This window comes from Mycolicibacterium aichiense, assembly GCF_010726245.1.
Lineage (GTDB): Bacteria > Actinomycetota > Actinomycetes > Mycobacteriales > Mycobacteriaceae > Mycobacterium > Mycobacterium aichiense.
Window position 1 is genome coordinate 5,502,405 of the sequence record NZ_AP022561.1, and the last position, 20,092, is coordinate 5,522,496.

Here is a 20,092-nt window from a genome sequence, read left to right on the forward strand (position 1 = left end):
GTACGCCCGTGACCCGGGCGCGCCGGGCCGTCCGGTGGGTGGTGCCGGGGTACGCACTCCTACTGGCGCTGGCGGTCACCGCGCCGCTGCTGGCGCCCGGCTATCTGTTGTTGCGCGATGCGGTGTCCACGCCGCGGTCGTATTTCTCCGATGCAGCACTGGGTCTGGGTGAGTCGGCGCCCCGCGCACTCCCGCAGGACTTCCTGCTCGCCCTCGTGACGCCGGTGCTCGACGGCGGCGTGGTGGTGAAGGCGCTGGTGATCGCCGGGATCTTCCTGGCCGGCTGGGGAGCCGGACGGTTGGCCGCCGAGCTGGTTCCGGATGCCGGGATATGCGGGCAGTTGATGGCGGCGACGCTCGCAGTCTGGAATCCCTATGTCGCGGAGCGGCTGCTCCAGGGGCACTGGAGCTTGCTGGTCGGGTACGGCTGCCTGCCGTGGGTGGCTACCGCGGTGATCCGGCTGCGGGATGACGCGGCCGTGGCCCGGTGGGCGGCGGTGGTGTTCTGGATCGCGCTGGCCGGGCTGACGCCGACCGGGCTGCTGCTGGCCGCCGTCGTGGCGCTGGCATGTGTCGCGGTTCCCGGGACGGGAACGTCGCGGCCCTGGTGCGCAGCCGGGGTGCTGACGACAGTGCTGCTCGCGGCGTCACCGTGGTTGACGGCGTCGGCGTTGGGTGACGGGCTCGGCTCGTCGCCCTCCCCTGGTGTGACGGCGTTCGCGGCTCGGGCAGAGCCGGGCCTGGGTACCCTCGGCAGCCTGGCGGGGCTCGGCGGGATCTGGAACGCCGAGGCTGTTCCCTCTTCTCGCACAATTCTTTTCGCGCTGCCCGCGACTCTGGTGCTGTTGGGTGTGGTGGCCATCGGGTTGCCTGCGGTACTGCGGCGCCGGTCCGTGCTGCCGTTGCTGGTGCTTGCCGCGATCGGCGTGTTGCTGCCCGCCGCGGCGGCCACCGGGCCGGGGCTCGCGGCGCTGCGTGACGTGGTGGAGGCAGTGCCCGCGGTCGGGATCCTGCGCGACGGGCAGAAGTGGGTTGCGCTGGCGATGCCCGGCTATGCGGTCGCTGCCGCGGCGGCAGTGGTGACCTTGCGCGGCCGGCTGCGGCCCGGCGCCACCGCGGCGGTGGGCATCGTGGCACTCGTCGCTGTGCTGCCCGATCTGGCCTTCGGCGTCTGGGGAAAAGTCACGCCGGTGCGTTATCCGCCGGCCTGGGCGGCGGTCGCGAGCCTGATCGACGCCGACCCGGCCGACGTCGCGGTGTTACCTGCCGACAGCATGCGCCAATTCGCATGGGCCGGTGCGGCGCCGGTGCTCGATCCGTTGCCGCGCTGGGTGCGTGCCGAGGTGCTCGCCACCGGCGACCTCACCATCTCCGGGCACACCGTGCCCGGTGAGGGTGGCCACGCCCGCGATGTGCAGCGGATGCTGCTCGCCGGTGGCTCCCCCGAGTCCCTCGCCGGCGCCGGGGTGGGCTGGGTGGTGGTCGAATCGGGCAGCGCGGGCACGACCGGCAACGCGCAGCGGACCTTGGCGCGGCTGCCGATGGTTTACCGCGACGGCGAGCTCGCGCTGTACCGCGTCGGGGGTACGAGCGTCGGTGCGACACCCGGAGCGCGGCTCGCGGTGTTCGCTGCCCACCTGGCGTGGCTGCTGACGCTGGGCGCCGCCGGGGCGGTGGCTGCGTTCAGCGCGGTGCGCCGACGGCGTAGGCCAACTTCGGCGACCCCCGACGCTGCGCCCTGATCGCCCGTATCGTATTCGAGGACAAAGCGATTCGCGGCGCGGGAACGAGGATGACGGAGAGTATGGCCGGACTTGACGACGAGGTTGTTTCCCGCCCCGAAGATCTCGACCAAGGTCGGATGCGGATCCTCGATGCGAAAGCGGTCAACCTGGACGGGTTCAGCGTGGCCGACCCGACTCTTGGCCTGGCCGCGATGCACAGCCCGCACGACCCGGCGCCGTCGCTGGTGGTACGCGACGGTGTCGTGGTCGAGCTGGACGGAAAATCCGCGAGCCAGTTCGACGTCATCGACGAGTTCATCGCCCGGCACGGGATCGACCTCGAGGCGGCCGGTGAGGCGATGGAGCTCGACGACGTCGTGCTGGCCCGGATGGCCGTCGACGTCAATGTGCCCCGCTCCGAGGTGGTGCGCCTGATCGGCGGGACCACTCCGGCGAAGCTGGCCAGAGTGGTCGCGGTGATGACGCCCGTCGAGATGCAGATGGCGATGGCCAAGATGCGCGCACGACGGACGCCGAGTAATCAGGCGCACGTCACCAACCAGCTCGACGATCCGCTGCTGATCGCCGCCGATGCGGCCAGCGCGGTGGCCTACGGCTTCCGGGAAGTCGAGACGACGGTGCCGGTGCTCGGTGACGCCCCGTCGAATGCCGTCGCCTTGCTGATCGGCAGCCAGGTCGGTGTTCCAGGGGCGCTGGCCCAGTGTTCGATCGAGGAAGCCTTGGAGCTGCGGCTGGGCCTGCGCGGGCTGACCAGTTACGCCGAGACCATCTCGATCTACGGGACCGAGCAGGTGTTCGTCGACGGTGACGACACCCCGTTCTCGAAGGCCATTCTCACCTCGGCCTATGCCTCGCGCGGGCTGAAGATGCGGGTGACCAGCGGTGGCGGGGCCGAAGTCCTGATGGGTGCGGCCGAGAAGTGTTCGATCCTGTACCTGGAGTCGCGGTGTGTGTCGCTGGCCCGCGCGCTCGGGTCGCAGGGCGTGCAGAACGGCGGGATCGACGGTGTCGGTGTGGTGGCGTCGGTCCCCGAAGGGATGAAAGAGCTGCTGGCCGAGAATCTGATGGTGATGCTGCGCGACCTCGAGTCCTGCGCAGGCAACGACAACCTGATCTCCGAGTCCGACATCCGCCGCAGCGCCCACACCCTGCCCGTCCTACTCGCCGGGGCGGACTTCATCTTCTCCGGGTTTGGCTCGATTCCCCGCTACGACAACGCCTTTGCGCTGTCGAACTTCAACTCCGACGACATGGACGACTTTTTGGTGCTGCAGCGCGACTGGGGTGCCGACGGCGGACTGCGGACGGTATCGGCCGAGCACCTCGCGCGAGTGCGCAGGCGTGCGGCCACGGCGGTGCAAGCCGTCTACCGGGATCTCGGCCTTGCCGACTACGACGATGCTCGCGTCGACGAAGTCGTGGTGGCCAACGGATCTCGCGACCTACCCGCCGGGCATCCCAAGATGGTCGCCGAGGCGGCGGCCGCGATCGAGGCTCGCCAGCTGACGGTCTTCGACGTCGTGGCCGCGCTGCACCGCACCGGCTTCGAACCGGAGGCCGAGTCGATCATGCGGCTGACCGCCGAGCGATTGCGCGGCGACCAGCTCCAGACATCGGCCATCTTCGACCAAGACTTCAACGTGCTGTCCAAACTCACCGATCCCAACGACTATGCCGGCCCGGGAACGGGTTACACCTTGTCGGAGCAGCGGCGAGCGGAGATCGACGACATCCGGCAGGCCAGGACGACGGCGGAGCTGACCGCCGATCAAGCCGACCACCACGGCCACATCACGTTCACCCCGGTCGAGACCGCCAGGCAGGGCAGCGATCCGCGCGAGGTGTGCATCGGTTTGTCGCCGGCACTGGGGCGCAGCGTGTGGCTGACCCTGTGCGGGCTGACCGTCGGTGAGGTCCTGCGGCAGATCGAAGCCGGGCTGGAAGAGGAAGGCGCCGTGGCCCGGCTGGTCCGGGTTCGATCGACCATCGACGTCGGGCTGATCGGATTGACCGCCGCCAAGCTGTCCGGATCCGGAATCGGAATCGGCTTGCAGGGCAAGGGCACTGCTCTGATCCATCGACGAGACCTGGCACCGCTGGCGAATCTCGAGCTGTTCAGTGTGGCACCGCTGTTGGACGCGGACATGTATCGCCAGCTGGGTAAGAACGCCGCTCGCCACGCCAAGGGCATGGCGCCGGTACCGATCTTCACCGGCGGCACCGACGAGTCGATATCGGCGCGCTATCACGCCAGGGCGGTGGCGTTGGTCGCCCTGGAGCGTGAAGCCTGTGAACCGGGCGAAGCAGCCATGACGGTCGAAGCGAGGCGAGCATGACCGAGGATCGTTTCACCGTGGCCGCCGCCGTCGACGGCAAGCTCACGTTGGCGGATCTGCGGATGGAGCCTGCTGCACTGGCGCACCAGGCTGACGTCGCCGCGGCCGGCGGCAATCCGCAACTGGCCGAGAACTTTCTTCGTGCAGCCGAATTGGCAACAATGGGCGACGACGAGGTGATGAAGCTCTACGAGGCACTGCGACCGCACCGGTCGACGGCGGCGGAACTGGACGCACTCGTAGCCGCCCTGGAGGCGCGCGGCGCGACCCGGTGTGCGGAGCTGGTGCGTCACGCCGCGGCGGTCTACCAGCGCAGGGGTCTACTGCGTTGAGCGTGGTGGCCGGAATCGACGTCGGAAACCACACCACCGAGATCGTCATCGCCCGGACTTCCTCTGGCTCAGTGCACCCCGTATGCCACGGGCAGGCACCGACCCGGGGGCGCAAGGGATCTCGGGAATCCCTGGCCGGCGCGGCAGCACTGCTACACAAACTCGAGGTGCAGGCGGAGTGCACGGTCGACGAGGTGGTGCTGTCGGTATTGCGTCCGGTGGATACCGCAACCGCACCACTGCCACCACCGACACCCCCGCACTGCCCGGTGCGCAGCCTGCGCCGGCCCAGCGCCAGCACGCCGGCCGGGGCGGGATCAGCCGTGGGCGTGCACGTGCCGCTGGCCGACGTCACCGGTCCGGTGGTGGCCGGTCAGGCGATCGTATCGGTCAGCGCGTCAGTCGATTTCGAGGTCGCGGCCCGGGAGATCAGCGGAGCTGTCGAGCGGGGATGGCACATCGCCGGGGTGATCGTCGAGCGCGACGAAGCCGTGCTGATCGCCAACCGGATACCCGCAGGCATCCCGGTCGTCGACGAGGTCGAACTCGCCGGTTTGCGACCGGGCGCGCCGGTGGCGATCGAGGTGGTGGCGCAGGGGCGGTCGTATCGGGCGTTGGCCGACCCGCTCGCGTTGTCGGCGGCGTTGGGGGTGGCGCACGAGCACATTCACCAGATTGCCGAGTTCACTCGCGAATTGGCGGATTCACCGGCCATCGCGGTGACTCTGCGTGACGGAGAGCCCGAGCCGCCGTCCGCCGGCGACGACTATGCGGAATGTCGCGTGGACGGCGTCGTGCGGCGCTATTCGCCCGCCGAGGCCGAAAGTCTGTTGCGGGTCCGGCCGCCCGGCACCGTGGTGGCGGTGCGCCTGGCCGCCGTGGCCTCGGCCGCATCCGGAATCGCGGTCGACGACGCCTACTTCACCAGCCTGAAGGCCATCGATGACGGCGCGTGGCTGCGCCGCGGAGTCGCCGAGACCAGCGGCACGGTGGTCGCGCTGCTGGCCGCTGACGAGGTGGCCGACGCAGCCGCCACCCTGGCGGAGCTGTGCGAACGCCCGGCGCGGACCATCGCGTCGGAGCCGCGTGCGGCCGCGCGGGGGGCACACACCACCCCTCATCTGCCGCCGGGTTCGATCGTCTGCGATATCGGCGGCGGGACCATCGACCTGATCGGCGCGAACCAGGAGGTGGTGGCTGCCGGTGCCGGCGAAGCCATCACCACCGCGGTCGCGGCGACCCTCGGCGTTCCGCGGGCGCTGGCCGAACAGGTCAAGCGTTCACCGGCGATCCGGGTGGAGGGACCGCACATCGCTCACGAGGAGGACGGCCGCCGGGTGTTTCTCGACGCGCCTGCCCCGCCCGAAGCGATCGGCCGGCTGTGCACCCGCGGGAGTGCCGGGCTGGTCCCGTTCTCCAACCGGCTGGCCGCCGAGGAGTGGCGCAGCCTGCGGTTGGCGGTCAAGCAGCAGACCGTGGCCGCCAACATCGCGCGCTGCCTGAAAGCTTTCGACCAGCCGCCTGTCGCGCTGGTGCTGGCCGGCGGCGGAGCTCTCGACGACGAACTGCTGCGGACGGTAGGCGAGTCGCTGCGCTCGGTTCCGGTGGCTGTCGGCCGGGCCAACGTCGACGGTGTGCACGGGCCGCGCTATGCCGTCGCCTCGGGGTTGGTCCACCTTCATGCCGACGGCGGTTGAGCCGGGCTCTGGTCAGTCGCCCGCCCAAAGATGTACCATCTGGTACATGCTGAATTCGAGCAGCATCAACATCCACGCACCCGTGGATCTGGTGTGGGACGTCTTCACCGACGTCGAACACTGGCCGGACTGGACCGCATCGGTCGACCGGCTGCACGGCCTCGACGGTGCGCAACTCGCGGTCGGACGACGCTTCGAGATCACGCAACCACGAATGCCCAAGCTGGTCTGGACGGTGACCGAAATCGAACCCGGTGTGGCGTGGACGTGGATCCAACGTTCCCCCGGCGGGCTCACATCGGCCCGTCACGAGGTGGTACCGACCCCTGACGGCGGGACGCTGGTGCGCCAGGAACTAATCCAACGCGGCATCGTCGGGTCGGTGGTCGGGGTGCTGATGCAACGGATGACGCGCCGCTACCTGGAAATGGAGGCGCAGGGACTGAAGGCGCACAGCGAAGGATTGCAGAAACTCCGTGGTTCGAACGCCTGACCTCCGGCGGCGCCGGGAGCTGCTGGAGGCGGTGGTCGATGAATGCGCTGCGAACGGTGTCGGCGGCCGGTCACTGCGGGAGCTGGCCGACGCAGTCGGGACCAGTCACCGAATGCTGTTGCATCACTTCGGCTCTCGTGACGAGCTCTTGCTGGCCGTCGTCGACGAGGTGGAGCGGCGGCAGATGACGATGCTGACTGAGGTGATGGCCGACGGCGCGGGCTTCGCCGCGATGTGGAAGCATCTGCGGCGGCCCGAACTGCGCGCGCTCGAGCGGTTGTTCTTCGAGTGCTATGCGCGCGGGGCACAGGGTGAGTCGCCGTTCATGACCATGCTGCCCGCCGCCGTCGATCGCTGGCTCTCGTTGACCCAGTCCGCAGGTGAACCCGCAGCGGCCCGGCTCGGCCTGGCGGTGATGCGTGGCCTGTTGCTGGATCTGGCCGGCACCAACGACGACGCCGGTGTCGATGCGGCGGCACGGCACTTCATAGAGCTGATCGGCGCGCGCGAAAATAGCTCGCGTTAAACGGCTTCGGGGCCAGTAACCCGAACCCGACGGACCGGGGAATCAGCAGTGAGTTTTGCCGTGTTACTAGACGACGCCGCTGACCCGGCCGCCGGCGTGCACCGACTCCAGGACCGTGCGCATCGCATCGGCACTCTGCTGCCAGGAGAAGTCCCGGCTGCGAGTCTTGGCCTTGGCGCCCAACTCGTCGCGCAGAACATGATCTGACAGCAGGCGCTCCAGGCGATCCACCAGGTCGTGGTGATCGTCGGCCAACACACCGGTGACTCCGTCGATCACCGAGTCGGTGAGACCTCCCGAAGAGCGGTAGCCGATGGTCGGCACGCCGTGCTGGGCGGCCTCGATGACGGCCAGGCCCCAGCCTTCCTTGCGCGACGGCAGCACGTGCACCCAGGATCGTTGCACAACAGCGTGTTTGGTGTGGTCATCCACGTGACCGTGGAAGGTGACCGCATCGGAGATGCCGAGGTGCTCGGCGCGCTCCACCAGGCGGTCGTGCCACCAGCCGCCACCGACGATGTCCAGATGCAAGCCGTTGACGCGGGGCCGCAGCTCGGCCACCGCATCTAGTGCGTCCTCGATCTGCTTGTGCGGTACCAGCCGTGACAACACCACGACGCGGGGTGTCGAGGACCGTTGCGCGGTCAGGGTTTCCGGCGGAGCGTCGTCGAGACCGTTGCGCACCACCGCGATTCGTCCGGTATCGACGCCGAGGTCGGACAGGTCGCGCGCCGACGGCAGGGAGACCGTGACGTATTGGTTGTGCCGGTGCATGCGCGGCGAGAGCCATGATTCGACCAGCCAGCCCAGCCGGCCGAAGAAGCGACCGGCCACCGGCCACTGTTCACGGTGGCAGTGGTGCACCAGCACCGCGACCCGTCTGCCGAAGGCGAGCCGGGCCAGGAAAGGCACCCCGTTCTGGGTGTCGATCACGACGTCGGGACGCACGTGGCGCAGCGGTCCGAGGCCGAGGCGCGCGGCGACCATGGCCAGCCCCGCCCAGATGTACACGCTGTAGGGTCCACCGCCGCGGCTGATGTGGACGCCGTCGACGATCTCGCGACGCGGAGCGCCGCGGTAGCGGGCGGTGCGCAGGGTGACGTCCATGCCGGACCCAGCCAGCAGCGAGCCGATGCGCTGGACGTAGGTTTCGCTGCCGCCACCCTGGGGGTGGCCGGTGTCCCGCCAGCACAACAGCAGGACGGAGCGAACGGGTGTGGACATCGCCGCCAGCCTAGTCCGCCGGTCGAGTTTCACGTTTTGCAGCTGCGCACTCGAACTTTTTCTGCGCAGCGTCAGTTTCAACTCTGGCGAGGGTGAATTTCGGCGCGTGGCTAGGGTGAGTCGATGGCCGTCACCGACCTGTTCGCCCGGCGCGCGACCCTGGGCCGATCGACGCGGCTGCTCAGTGAATTCCGCTACGAACAGTCCGACCCGGCCCGTTTCTACGGCGCCCTGGCCGCCGACACCGCGGATATGGTCACCGACCTGTGGCAGGCCGTCAACGGTCCGGTGGCCGGGCACACGCTGGTCGACGTCGGCGGCGGGCCGGGCTATTTCGCCACCGCGTTCACCCGATCCGGCTGGAACTACGTCGGCGTGGAACCGGATCCGAGCGAGATGCACGCCGCCGAGCAGGTCCGGCAGGCCGGTCCCGGCTCGTTCGTCCGGGCTTCCGGCATGGCATTGCCGTTCGCCGACGGCAGTGTCGACGTGTGCCTGTCGTCCAATGTCGCCGAGCACGTGCCGCGCCCGTGGCAGCTGGGAGCGGAGATGCTGCGCGTGACGAGGCCCGGCGGGCTGGCGATCCTGTCGTACACGGTGTGGCTCGGGCCGTTCGGCGGCCACGAGATGGGCCTCACGCACTACCTGGGCGGGGCCCGGGCGGCTGCCCACTACACCCGCAAGCACGGCCACCCGCCGAAGAACAACTACGGGTCGTCGCTGTTCGCCGTGTCCGCTGCCGCCGGCCTGCGCTGGGCGGCGGGCACCGGAGCCCTGGTCGCGGCATTCCCGCGTTACCACCCGCGATGGGCCTGGGGGCTGACCGGCCTGGCCGGCGTACGGGAGTTCCTGGTGAGCAACCTGGTGCTGGTGCTACAGCCACCGATTCGCCCGAAATGAACAGGTTCTAGTTTCTGTCTTCAGTAGGTAATGTGACGGTCATGACACAGAGCACGGCTTTCAAGACCGAATGGGACAAGCTGTTCATTGGCGGCAAGTGGACCGAACCGTCCACCGCTGAGGTCATTGAAGTGCATTCCCCTGCCACCGGCGAGTTGGTGGGCAAGGTGCCGCTGGCCAGCAAGGCCGACGTCGACGCCGCCTGCGCCGCCGCCCGTAAGGCGTTCGACGAGGGCCCGTGGCCGCAGATGTCGCCCACCGAGCGCGGCGAGATCCTGGCCCGCGCCGTCAAGATCCTCGAAGAGCGCGCCGAGGAGTTCAAGTTCCTGCTGGCCGCCGAGACCGGCCAGCCGCCGACGATCGTCGACATGATGCAGTACGGCGCCGCGATGTCGTCGTTCCAGTACTTCGCCGGTGCCGCCGACAAGTTCACCTGGCGCGACTTCCGCGACGGTGTCTACGGCACCACCATGGTGCTGCGCGAGCCGATCGGCGTGGTTGCCGCCGTCACCGCGTGGAACGTCCCGTTCTTCCTGGCCGCCAACAAGCTCGGCCCCGCGCTGCTGGCCGGCTGCACCATCGTCGTGAAGCCGGCCGCGGAGACCCCGCTGTCGCTGTTCGCGATGGCCGACGTCTTCGCCGAAGCCGGTCTGCCGGAGGGTGTGCTCTCGGTGGTGCCCGGTGGCCCGGAGACCGGCCGCGCCCTGACCGCCAACCCTGAGATCGACAAGTTCACCTTCACCGGGTCCAGTGGGGTCGGCAAGGAGATCGCCAAGATCGCCGCCGAGAAGCTCAAGCCGTGCACCTTGGAGCTGGGCGGCAAGTCGGCCGCGATCATCCTCGAGGACGCCGACCTGGACTCGACGTTGCCGATGCTGGTCTTCTCCGGACTGATGAACTGCGGGCAGGCCTGTGTCGGCCAGACCCGCATCCTGGCGCCGCGGTCGCGCTACGACGAGGTTGTGGAGAAGTTGTCCGCCGCCGTCGCGGCCATGCCGATCGGATTGCCCGACAACCCCGGCGCGATGATCGGCCCGCTGATCAGCGAGAAGCAGCGCGAGCGGGTCGAGGGCTACATCAAGAAGGGCGTCGAAGAAGGCGCCCGCCTGGTCACCGGTGGTGAGCGTCCCGAGGGGCTCGACGGCGGCTGGTTCGTGCAGCCGACGGTATTCGCCGACGTCGACAACTCGATGACCATCGCGCAGGAGGAGATCTTCGGACCCGTCCTGGCGGTGATCCCCTACGAGACCGAAGAGGACGCCGTCCGCATCGCGAACGACTCGGTCTACGGTCTGGCCGGTTCGGTCTACACCACCGACAACGACAAGGCGATGAAGATCGCGGCCCAGATCCGCACCGGCACTTACGCGGTCAACATGTACGCGTTCGATCCGGGTTCGCCGTTCGGTGGCTACAAGAACTCCGGCATCGGCCGGGAGAACGGGCCCGAGGGTATCGAGGCGTACACCCAGGCCAAGAGCGTGCTGCTGCCGTTCGGGTACACCCCCGAATAGTCTCCGCACCCGAAGAAGCCCCGCACGCGCGAGCGTGTCGGGGCTTCTTCGTGTCTGCTCAGAAGAGCGCGCGGACGATCATCTCGGCGACGGCGGCGGGCTTGTCGACACCGTCGATCTCAATGGTGTGCTTGACGGTCAGGTTGACGGTGCTGTCGTCGACCTTGTCGGCGCCGGCGAGTTCCGAGCGCACCCGCACACTGCTGTCCACCGGCACGGCGGCGACGAACCGGACCTTGTTGAGTCCGTAGTTGATCGCCATCTTGGCGTTCTCCAGGCGGAAGTTGTCCTTGGACAGCGCGGGGATCAGCGACAGCGTCAGGAAGCCGTGCGCAATCGGTGCGCCGTAAGGGCTTTCGGCCTTGGCCTTTTCGACGTCGACGTGGATCCACTGATGGTCCCCGGTGGCGTCGGCGAAGTCGTTGATGCGTTTCTGATCGATCTGCAGCCAGTCGCTGACGCCGAGTTCCTCACCGACCGCGGACACCGCGTCGTCGATGGATGTGATCACCTTCATGGGGCACACCATAGTCAGAGTCAGAACGCCTCTTCGGGCAGGTCCATGATCGCCAGGTCGATCGACTCCGCGACCTTGCGCTCGGCGGCCAACCGGGGCAGCACGTTGCCGGCGAAGAACTTCGCCACCGCCACCTTGCCTCGATAGAAATCCTGCTCGCGCGGATCCGGGTCACCGTCGAGTGCCTGCAGCGCGATCTCGGCCTGGCGCAACAGGAACCAGCCGATCAGCAGGTCGCCGACCGCGAGGAGGAACCCCACCGATTCCAGACCCACCCGATAGAGTTCACGAGCATCCTCTTGGGCTCCCAGCAGATAGCCGGTCATCACGGTCGCGACCGCGCGCACATTGTCCAGCGCGTCGGCCAGCGATGTGCGGGCGTCGGCCAACTCCGGTCGCGGGTCTGGGCTGTCGATGAACTTCTCGATCTGGGTGACGACGTGGCCAAGCGCCCCACCCTGATCCCGGGCGATCTTGCGGAAGAAGAAGTCCTGGGCCTGGATCGCGGTGGTGCCCTCGTACAGCGAGTCGATCTTGGCGTCGCGGATGTACTGCTCGATCGGATAGTCCTGCAGGAAGCCGGACCCGCCGAACGTCTGCAGCGACTCGGTCAGGCACTGGTAGGCGCGTTCGGATCCGACACCCTTGACGATGGGCAGCAGCAGGTCGTTGACCCGCTCGGCCATCGAGGCATCAGCGCCCGAAACAATCTGCGCCACTGCGGGATCCTGATGCGCGGCGGTGTAGAGGTAGAGTGCGCGCAGACCTTCGGCGTACGCCTTCTGCGTCATCAGGGCACGGCGCACATCGGGGTGGTGGATGATCGTCACCCGAGGTGCCGTCTTGTCGGTCATCTGGGTCATGTCGGCGCCCTGAACCCTGGTCTTGGCATACTCCAGCGCGTTGAGGTAGCCGGTGGAAAGCGTGGCAATCGCTTTGGTGCCGACGAACATTCGCGCGTACTCGATGACCTTGAACATCTGGGCGATGCCGTTGTGGACATCGCCCATCAGGTAGCCGATCGCCGGGGTGCCGTGCAGTCCGAGGCTGAGTTCGGTTGTGGCCGAGGCTTTCAGGCCCATCTTGTGTTCGAGGTTGGTGACGTAGACGCCATTGCGGTCGCCTGGTTCGCCGGTCTGCGGATCGAGCAGGAACTTGGGCACCAGGAACAGGCTCAGACCCTTCGTGCCGGGTCCGGCGCCTTCCGGGCGGGCCAGCACCAGGTGCAGGATGTTCTCGAAGTAGTCGCCGGTGTCGCCGTTGGTGATGAAGCGTTTGACGCCTTCGATGTGCCAGGTGCCGTCGCCGGCGTCAACCGCCTTGGTGCGACCGGCGCCGACATCGGAGCCGGCATCCGGCTCGGTGAGCACCATGGTGGCGCACCAGTTGCGTTCGGCGGCCAGGGTCGCCCAGTGCTTCTGCTGCTCATTGCCGATGTGGAACACGATGTTGGCCATGATGGGCCCGGCCATGTACATGAACACCGCCGGGTTGGCCCCCAGCACAAGCTCGTCGATCGCCCAGGTGACCATCGCCGGCGCCGGGACACCGCCCACCTCTTCGGACAACCCGATACGGAACCACTCACCCTGCTGCCAGGCCCGCATCGACGTGCAAAACGGCTCCGGCAGCGTCACCACATGGGTGCCGGGATCGAAGGTCGGCGGATGCCGATCTGTCTCGGCGAACGATTCGGCGACCGGCCCCTCAGCCAGGCGGCAAGCCTCGTTGAGCATCTCGCGGATCGAGTCCGCGTCGAGATCGGGATAGTCGTCGAGCACCTTCTCCAAGTCGAGGAACTCGAACAGGTTGAACTCGAGGTCGCGGACATTGCTCTTGTAGTGGCTCATCGCGTGCGTCCTCCTCATCGCCGGCTGAGCCCGAGCCTAGCTCGGTTCACCTGCGCTGATCAGGCTGTTCAGCCAGCGCCCCGAAATATGGTCCGAACCATATAACTGCACGTCGGCGCATCGCCGCTTCGGTTCGTTTGTGGCCGTTTGCCTGCCGTTAACGATGGCGTCAACCATTGGGTTGCACTCACCGCGCTCTTATCTTATGGTCGTAAGCATAGTTATGGAGTTGGTCTCCAGACCTGCCCCCGCAAGGAGAAGAAACCATGTGGCTGATCGAGCTGAACATCGCAGGCCACCGGTTCACGCGCGAGGTACCCGACAAGCGCAGGCAGTTGTTCGGCCGCGGAGCTCGGGCGCTGGCGTGGCGGGCCAGCCAGTTCCGTCAGACCCCCGCCGCCTGAATGACCCGGACCCCGCCAACCGATCGAAAAAGCCGCGGCTCCACCCGCACCAAGATGCTGGTGAGCGCCGCCGAGGTGCTGCGCGAACGTGGCGCGGCCGGCGTGACGATCGACGAGGTGCTGGCCCGCAGCGGTGCGCCGCGCGGTTCGGTCTACCACCACTTTCCCGAAGGCCGAAGCCAGATCCTGCGTGAGGCGCTCGAGTATGCGGGCTACGTGATCACCGAGAGCATCGACGAGGCCGCCTGCGAGAACGCCGGAGTGCTGCTGCGCCGCTTCGTCGAACTCTGGGAAAACGCCTTGATCACAAGCGATTACACCGCCGGGTGTCCGGTGCTGGCCGCCGCCATCGGGTCCGGCGAGGACGAACAACAGCTCACCGCAGTCGCCGGCCGGATCTTCAGCCGCTGGCGCGAGGCATCCAAGCAGGCCTACCTACGGGAAGGCTTCGACGCCGCCGACGCCAGCGCACTGGCCGACACCACCCTGGCCGCGATGGAGGGGGCCGTGGTGCTGTGCCGCTCGGTGCGCAGCCTGCAGCCCCTTCATGACGTCGCCGCACAGATGGAATTCCTGATCAAGGCAAAGGAATTCGTGACCAAGTTCGGCGTACCGACCCTGAACCCCTGAATGGCCAACGGGCACAGCCGAAATGGCTGTGCCCGTTGGTTTCCAACTAACGATCAGGGATTGTTGGTCCCGTCGGTGCCCGCCGTGCCCGGCGTGCCGTTGGCCTGCGCATCGCCACCGTTCGTCCCGTTCGTGCCGACACCCAGAACTCCCGAGTTGTTGCCGCCGTTGCCGCCGTCGCCACCGGCGCCGCCGATTCCGGTGCCGCCGGTACCGCTGTTGGTGCCCTTGCCACCGGCACCGCCGTTGCCGCCCGCATTGACACCGTTGGTCGACGTCTGACCGCCGGACAGCTCGAAGGTGCTGTTGCCGCCGGTGCCGCCGGCACCACCGGCCGCGGCGTTCGTGCCGGTTCCGTTGGCCCCGCCGTCACCACCGTTGCCACCGGTCGACGTGCCGTTCACGATCGCGGTACCCGCGGCAGCCGCATCCGGGGCGAGGAGCGTCGCGAACCCACCGTTACCACCGAGCGCGCCCTTGGTGGCGCCGCCGTTGCCGGCGATCGCCGAGCCGCCGGTGATGGTGGCGAAGAAACTGGTGACCGTCGAGTCGCCGCCGGCACCGCCGGCCTTGCCGTTCACGCTGGAGGCACCGCCGTTGCCGCCGGTGGACGTGATGCCGATGGCGGAGCCGACGAGACCTGCGGCCGTGACCGAGGAGTCACCGCCCGCACCGCCGGTACCGCCGCCGCTGGCTGCACCGCCGTTGCCGCCGGTGGAGCTGCCGCTCACAAGGCCGAAGTTGGCGCCGAGAACGCCCGCTTGCAGCTGAGCCGAACCGCCGTCGCCGCCGACGCTGCCTGCGCCGGTGGCGTCACCGCCGCTGCCGCCCTTGGCGCTTCCGGACGCCGTGCCGTTCGGGCCGGCCTGGATTCCCGCGGCACCGCCTGCGCCACCCTGGGCACCCCCGGCACCGCTCTTGCCGCCGGCACCACCGGTGGCCGTACCGGACGCCGAGCCCAGCAGACCGTCCGCAACGATGCTGGCGCCACCACCCTTGCCGCCCGCGACACCGGCCACGGTCGTCGCGTCACCGCCGGCACCGCCGGCGCCACCGATGGCAGTACCGGCAGCCGCGCCACCGTTGAGGCCCTCGACGTGGGCGCCGCCACCACCGCCACCACCACCGCCGCCGAGGCCGGCCGCAGCCGCGGTGCCCGCAGCACCCTTGCCGCCCGAGCCGCCCTTACCGCCGGTGGCTCCGACACCGTCACTGGCGCCGGCACCGCCGGCACCGCCGACACCGCCCGTGCCGAATGCCGCACCGGCAGTGCCCGTTCCGCCCTTGCCGCCGGTGCCGCCATTACCGCCGGCCTGCGTCGAGCCGTCGGCCAGAAGGCCCTTACCTGCACCACCGGCACCGCCCGTGCCGCCAGTGCCGCCGACGCCGCCGCTGCCGGTGGCACCGCTGGAACCGAAGATGAACAAGAATCCGCCCGCGCCTCCCGCGCCGCCGACACCACCGACACCGCCTTCGCCACCGGCTCCACCGTTACCGGCTGCGCTGACGCCGTCCACGCCGTCAGCGCCGGTGCCACCGGTGCCACCGGTGCCGCCCTTACCGCCGGCGCCGCCGCCACCGCCGGATCCGAAGATCATGCTGCCCTTGCCGCCCGCGCCACCCTTGCCGCCGGCCTCGCCCTTGCCGCCTGCGCCGCCGGTGGCACCGGTCGAACCGGTCACCCCGGATCCGCCCGCACCGCCGAAACCGCCGCTGCCGCTGACCGACAAGCCTCCGACGCTGCCACCGTCGCCACCGTCGGCTCCGCTGCCGGCCAGGCCCGCACCGCCGTCGCCACCGCTGCCGGTGATCAGGCCACCGGCACCGCCCTTGCCGCCCTTGCCACCGTTGACGGTGGCCACACCCGCTCCGCCGTTACCACCGGTGCCGAACCAGCCCGCTGCGCCGCCGTTGCCGCCGTTGAAGCCGTTGCCGCCGGTGCCGAACAGGCCCGCGTTGCCGCCGTTGCACGCAGTGGTGCCGGTGCAGGAGGCCGAGGTGTAGCTGTAGCCGTTTCCGAAGAGGATGCCGGCGTTGGGATGGTCGGCGGTGCCGTTGCCGACGTACATCCGGATGAAGTCAGTGATCGGGTTGCCCGCCAGCGCGGCCATCGCGGCCGCTCCGGGCGACGACACACCGGCCGCCTTGGCAGCGGGTGCGGTCGACTTGGCCGCGGGGCTCGGTGAATCGGTCGCGGGCGCGGCGGCCGCTGCCGGAGTCTCGTTCTTGACCGATGGCGTCGAGTCGGAACCGCCCGCCGAGGCCGACGGCTTGGCAACGCGGTGCCGCGGGGCACTGCGCGCGGTGCCTGCCTTCGATGAACCCTTCGCCGACGAGTCGTCGCTTGCGTGGGACGAACCGGTCGAGGAACGGCCCGAACCCGAACCGCCGGAGCCGCCCGCACCGCCGGTATCCGCCGCGGCAACCGGCAGGGCAGCCGAGGCGGCGCCCACACCCAGAGCAACCGCCAGCACGCCGACCCGGCCCACCCAACGGGCGTAGCCGGATGTGGAGGCCTCGGTGTGGTCGGTGCTTTGCGACAAAGTGCGCACGGTCATCTGATTCCTCGCCCGTTTCATGCGAGAACCCCGTGCCCCCGCCCGTTACAGGGAAGTTACCGAACCCTCACCCCTGCAGCAGGTATTTCGGAATTTTGCCCGCAGATGGGCGTTTCGCGGCACCCCGCCACCGCCGCACAATGCTCGGCAGCGAAATGTTTCGCCCCGAGCTCACCCCGAATTCAGCTGCCGATCACCATGATTTCGCGATTGCACGCCCGGTGTGCGGACCTGCCTGCGCGACGCGACGGACGATGGTGCTGGAATACGAGGGTGACGACGCCCGAGCGAACCACCGGAATGCAGGACCCGGAAACTCCGGAGAGTGTCATCACCCGGTTCGGCATCGAGACACTCGACGAGAACTTCACCGAGTTCACGGTCGTGGCTTCGATGCCGGTGGGCCATCTGACCAATCCGTTCACTCAGATGCCGACGATCGGGCCGCTGGCCATCCTGGTCGACGATGTCGGCGGCCGGGCCAACTTCTATCGCCGCGGCGCCGGCCAATGGACGGTGTCGAGCGAGCTTTCGGTCGAACTCAGCCCCGACGGGATCGACAGCCTGCAGGCCGCGCCGGACGAACCCGTCGTGGCGAGCAGTCGCCCGCTCGGACCGCACGGTGCGACGCTGCTGTCCATCTGCACGCTGAGCCACCGCGGCAGCACGATCGGCGGCGGCACCGTGCGCACGGTCGCCATCACGGGCGGTCCCGACGCGCCTATCCAGCGGGGACCGGACACCCTGGCGCGCACGCGGGAGACGACGCTGGCGCAATTGATGTCCGCGGACGTTCGGCCGTACGACGACGGCACCTACCGGCTGGACCAGCGGCCGGATCCGATCATCAACAACCTGATCGGGATCGTGCACGGCGGGGTCAGCAGCGCCGGACTGGAACTCGTGGCCTCCGCGGCGATCAACCACGAACAGACCGACCCGCTGCGCACCGCATCGCTGCGGGTGAACTTCCTGCGCCCGTTCTTCGCCGGCGACCAATCCCGTTACGAGGGAACCGCGCTGCGGGTCGGACGCAATTCCGCGGTCGGCGACGCCCAGGCTGTGGGTGACGACGGCAAGGTGGCCATCCTGGCGCGTGTCACGGGATACCGGTGAGCACCATGGCAGACGACTTCGCCGCGTTGTGCGCCAACGAGCCCGAACTGGCTGCCCTGCGGGCCTCGATCCGGGTGTTCCTGGCCGCCGACCGTGACGAATTCGGTTGGCAGCCAACCGTCGACGCGTGGCTGTCGAGCTGGGACGAGGCGTTCAGCGCCCGCCTCGGCGCGGCGGGATTCCTCGGCCTGACCATTCCGCGCGAGTACGGCGGGCAGGGACTGAGCCACCTGCATCGCTACGTGGTGACCGAAGAGCTGCTCGCCGTCGGTGCGCCGGTGGCCGCACACTGGATCGCCGACCGCCAGGTCGCACCCGGGCTGCTGGCCTACGGCTCCGAAGAGCAACGACAACGGTTACTGCCCAAAATCGCTGCTGGACAATATTTCTCCGCGATCGGCATGAGCGAGCCGCAGGCCGGCTCCGACCTGGCCGCCTCGGCCGCCAAGGCGACCAAGACCGATGGTGGCTGGCTGCTGTCGGGCACCAAGGTGTGGACCAGCGGAGCGCACCTGGCCCATCAGATCGTGGTGCTGGCTCGCACCAGCCCGGTCGACCCCGACCGTCGGCACGCCGGATTCAGCCAGTTCATCGTCCCGACAGACAGATCGATTCCCGGGTCGCTGCGCTCCTGCCCGCCGGAACCCGGCATCACGATCAGCCCCATCGTGATCATGTCGGGTGAACATCATTTCAACGAGGTGACCTTCGACGAGTTGTTCATCAGCGACGACAATCTGCTCGGCGAGGTCGGCAACGGCTGGCATCAGGTCACCGCCGAGCTGTCGTTCGAACGCAGTGGCCCGGAACGAATCCTGAGCACCGCTGCGCTGCTGACTGCGCTGGTGCGCGCACTGGCCGGCCAGGACCATCTCGACGACCATGCCGCCGCGGCCGTCGGCGACTTGCTGGCCCGGGCCATCTCGTTGCGGCAGTTGTCGGTGTCGGTGGCCAGGGCACTGGCCGCCGGGCAGGCACCGGTCAACGAGGCCGCGCTGGTCAAGGACCTGGGTACCCGCTTCGAGCAGGAGTCGGTGGAGTTGGCGGCCGATCTGTTCAGCTACGCGGCGAGCGACTCACCGGATCGCGACCGGGTGGCCGCGCTGCTGAATGTGGCACGGCTGCACTCGCCGCTGTTCACCCTGCGCGGCGGAACCAACGAGGTGCTGCGCGGTGTGGTGGCGCGCGGAATGGGGCTGAGATGACAAGCGCCTTGACCGGTGGGGTCTTCGTGACCACCAGCGGCACAGATGAATTGGCTGACCTGCGGCAGCTGGCCGACGACATCGGTGTCCGGTCCTTCGACGAGCGGATCGGCCGCCGCGGCCTGCCGGACGACTTCGACTCCGTCGCCTGGAAAAATCTGCAGGACGCCGGCCTGACCCGGCTGACCAGCGATCCCGAATCTGGCGGTGGCCCAACGGAATCTGCGGTTGTTCTGCGGGCGCTGGCCCGGCACGCGGTCACCGTACCGCTGGCCGAGACCGATGTGCTCGCCGCCTGGTTGGCTGCGAAGGCCGGGCTGGCGGTTCCCGACCGGGGGCCGCTGACGATCGCGATCGGCAACACCGGGGCGAGGACCGTCAGCGGCGTTCCGTACGCGGGTGCCGCCGGCGCGGTGGTGGTGGCCCTACGGGACGGCGCCGCACTCGCGGTCGCGATCACCGATCCCGCGACGGTGGAGACGGGGCACAACCTGGGTGGTGAACCCCGCGACACCATCGCAGTGCCGGGTGACGGGCTGGTCACCCTCGACGGCGCCGCCGAGGAACTGGCGCGGCGCGGCGCCTGGGTCCGGTGCATCCAGGCACTCGGCGCACTGGATGCCGCGGTCGAGTTCTCGGTGGCACACACCCGGGAACGGGAGCAGTTCGGCCGTCCGTTGAGCGCGTTTCAAGCCGTTCAGCACACGCTGGCCTCGATGGCCGGCGAGGTGGAGCGGGCGCGCGCGGCCACCGAGTTGGCCGTCGCCGCGGTCGCTGTGCACGGATTCGACAGCGCCCAAGCCGATTACGCCGTCACCGTCGCCAAGGTGGTGCTGGGCAGGGTGGTGCCGACCGTGGTCACCGCCGCCCATCAGCTGCACGGTGCCATCGGGGTCACCATCGAGCACCGGTTGTGGCTGGCCACGATGCGAGCCCGCAGCTGGATCGACGAATTCGGTGACACCGCTTGGCACGCAAGGAAACTGGGCCGGATGGCGTTGACGGCAGGCGACCCGTGGGACTTTGTGGTCGGCGCGGTTTAGCT

Annotated in this window: 17 protein-coding genes; 13 read left to right on the plus strand and 4 right to left on the minus strand. The window is 68.9% G+C overall.

Going from position 1 to position 20,092, the window contains the following annotated elements; all coding sequences use genetic code 11:
• Positions 1-8 precede the first annotated feature (8 nt).
• The 6 genes from G6N32_RS26380 to G6N32_RS26405 all read left to right on the plus strand — a co-directional run bounded on the left by G6N32_RS26380 (position 9) and on the right by G6N32_RS26405 (position 7,129).
• A complete protein-coding gene (locus tag G6N32_RS26380) occupies positions 9-1,742 on the plus strand; it encodes an MmpA family trehalose lipid delivery protein (RefSeq protein ID WP_115319004.1) in 1,734 nt (577 codons plus the stop codon).
• Between the two features lie 119 nt (positions 1,743-1,861).
• Positions 1,862-4,081 (plus strand): propanediol/glycerol family dehydratase large subunit, encoded by a 2,220-nt coding sequence (locus tag G6N32_RS26385; protein WP_115319003.1) that lies wholly within the window; start codon positions 1,862-1,864, stop codon positions 4,079-4,081.
• Complete coding sequence (locus G6N32_RS26390; RefSeq protein ID WP_115318204.1) at positions 4,078-4,413, plus strand: diol dehydratase small subunit; 336 nt, start codon at positions 4,078-4,080, stop codon at positions 4,411-4,413. The genes G6N32_RS26385 and G6N32_RS26390 overlap by 4 nt, the downstream gene beginning before the upstream one ends.
• 2 nt (positions 4,414-4,415) lie before the next feature.
• Entirely contained in the window at positions 4,416-6,110 is a 1,695-nt protein-coding gene (locus G6N32_RS26395) for a diol dehydratase reactivase ATPase-like domain-containing protein (RefSeq protein ID WP_115318203.1), read from the plus strand.
• 46 nt (positions 6,111-6,156) lie between these two features.
• On the plus strand, positions 6,157-6,603 hold the full coding sequence (locus G6N32_RS26400; RefSeq protein WP_115318202.1) for an SRPBCC family protein: 447 nt from the start codon (positions 6,157-6,159) through the stop codon (positions 6,601-6,603).
• Positions 6,587-7,129 carry a TetR/AcrR family transcriptional regulator gene (locus G6N32_RS26405; RefSeq protein WP_115318201.1) on the plus strand — a complete coding sequence of 181 codons (543 nt, stop codon included), beginning with the start codon at positions 6,587-6,589 and terminating at the stop codon, positions 7,127-7,129. The genes G6N32_RS26400 and G6N32_RS26405 overlap by 17 nt, the downstream gene beginning before the upstream one ends.
• A gap of 66 nt (positions 7,130-7,195) precedes the next feature.
• On the opposite strand, the gene G6N32_RS26410 is transcribed toward G6N32_RS26405, so the two are convergent.
• Positions 7,196-8,353 (minus strand): glycosyltransferase family 4 protein, encoded by a 1,158-nt coding sequence (locus tag G6N32_RS26410; RefSeq protein ID WP_172507232.1) that lies wholly within the window; start codon positions 8,351-8,353, stop codon positions 7,196-7,198.
• Positions 8,354-8,476: 123 nt separating this feature from the next.
• Between G6N32_RS26410 and G6N32_RS26415 the strand changes: the two genes are divergently transcribed.
• Together G6N32_RS26415 and G6N32_RS26420 are read left to right on the plus strand one after the other, a co-directional pair.
• A complete protein-coding gene (locus G6N32_RS26415) occupies positions 8,477-9,253 on the plus strand; it encodes a class I SAM-dependent methyltransferase (protein ID WP_115318200.1) in 777 nt (258 codons plus the stop codon).
• Positions 9,254-9,294: 41 nt separating this feature from the next.
• Positions 9,295-10,767, plus strand: coding sequence for an aldehyde dehydrogenase (locus G6N32_RS26420; RefSeq protein WP_115319001.1), 1,473 nt, complete (start codon positions 9,295-9,297; stop codon positions 10,765-10,767).
• Positions 10,768-10,825: 58 nt separating this feature from the next.
• On the opposite strand, the gene G6N32_RS26425 is transcribed toward G6N32_RS26420, so the two are convergent.
• On the minus strand, positions 10,826-11,284 hold the full coding sequence (locus G6N32_RS26425) for a MaoC family dehydratase (protein WP_115318199.1): 459 nt from the start codon (positions 11,282-11,284) through the stop codon (positions 10,826-10,828).
• Between the two features lie 20 nt (positions 11,285-11,304).
• The gene (locus tag G6N32_RS26430; RefSeq protein WP_115318198.1) at positions 11,305-13,134 is read right to left on the minus strand and encodes an acyl-CoA dehydrogenase; all 1,830 of its coding nucleotides are present in this window, start codon (positions 13,132-13,134) and stop codon (positions 11,305-11,307) included.
• 266 nt (positions 13,135-13,400) lie between these two features.
• Between G6N32_RS26430 and G6N32_RS28525 the strand changes: the two genes are divergently transcribed.
• Together G6N32_RS28525 and G6N32_RS26435 are read left to right on the plus strand one after the other, a co-directional pair.
• Positions 13,401-13,538 carry a hypothetical protein gene (locus G6N32_RS28525; protein WP_170310609.1) on the plus strand — a complete coding sequence of 46 codons (138 nt, stop codon included), beginning with the start codon at positions 13,401-13,403 and terminating at the stop codon, positions 13,536-13,538.
• Positions 13,539-14,168, plus strand: coding sequence for a TetR/AcrR family transcriptional regulator (locus G6N32_RS26435; protein ID WP_172507231.1), 630 nt, complete (start codon positions 13,539-13,541; stop codon positions 14,166-14,168).
• 53 nt (positions 14,169-14,221) lie between these two features.
• Here the strand turns inward: G6N32_RS26435 and G6N32_RS26440 are convergent, their stop codons facing one another.
• Positions 14,222-16,726, minus strand: coding sequence for a hypothetical protein (locus tag G6N32_RS26440; protein WP_115318196.1), 2,505 nt, complete (start codon positions 16,724-16,726; stop codon positions 14,222-14,224).
• A gap of 273 nt (positions 16,727-16,999) precedes the next feature.
• On the opposite strand from G6N32_RS26440, the gene G6N32_RS26445 reads away from it, so the two are divergent.
• The 3 genes from G6N32_RS26445 to G6N32_RS26455 are packed head-to-tail and all read left to right on the plus strand — an operon-like array spanning position 17,000 to position 20,090.
• A complete protein-coding gene (locus G6N32_RS26445; RefSeq protein WP_410432386.1) occupies positions 17,000-17,842 on the plus strand; it encodes a PaaI family thioesterase in 843 nt (280 codons plus the stop codon).
• Positions 17,843-17,847: 5 nt separating this feature from the next.
• Entirely contained in the window at positions 17,848-19,047 is a 1,200-nt protein-coding gene (locus G6N32_RS26450; RefSeq protein ID WP_115318999.1) for an acyl-CoA dehydrogenase family protein, read from the plus strand.
• Positions 19,044-20,090 (plus strand): acyl-CoA dehydrogenase family protein, encoded by a 1,047-nt coding sequence (locus G6N32_RS26455; RefSeq protein ID WP_115318195.1) that lies wholly within the window; start codon positions 19,044-19,046, stop codon positions 20,088-20,090. Before G6N32_RS26450 ends, G6N32_RS26455 begins: the two co-directional genes overlap by 4 nt.
• The last annotated feature ends 2 nt before the right edge of the window (positions 20,091-20,092 follow it).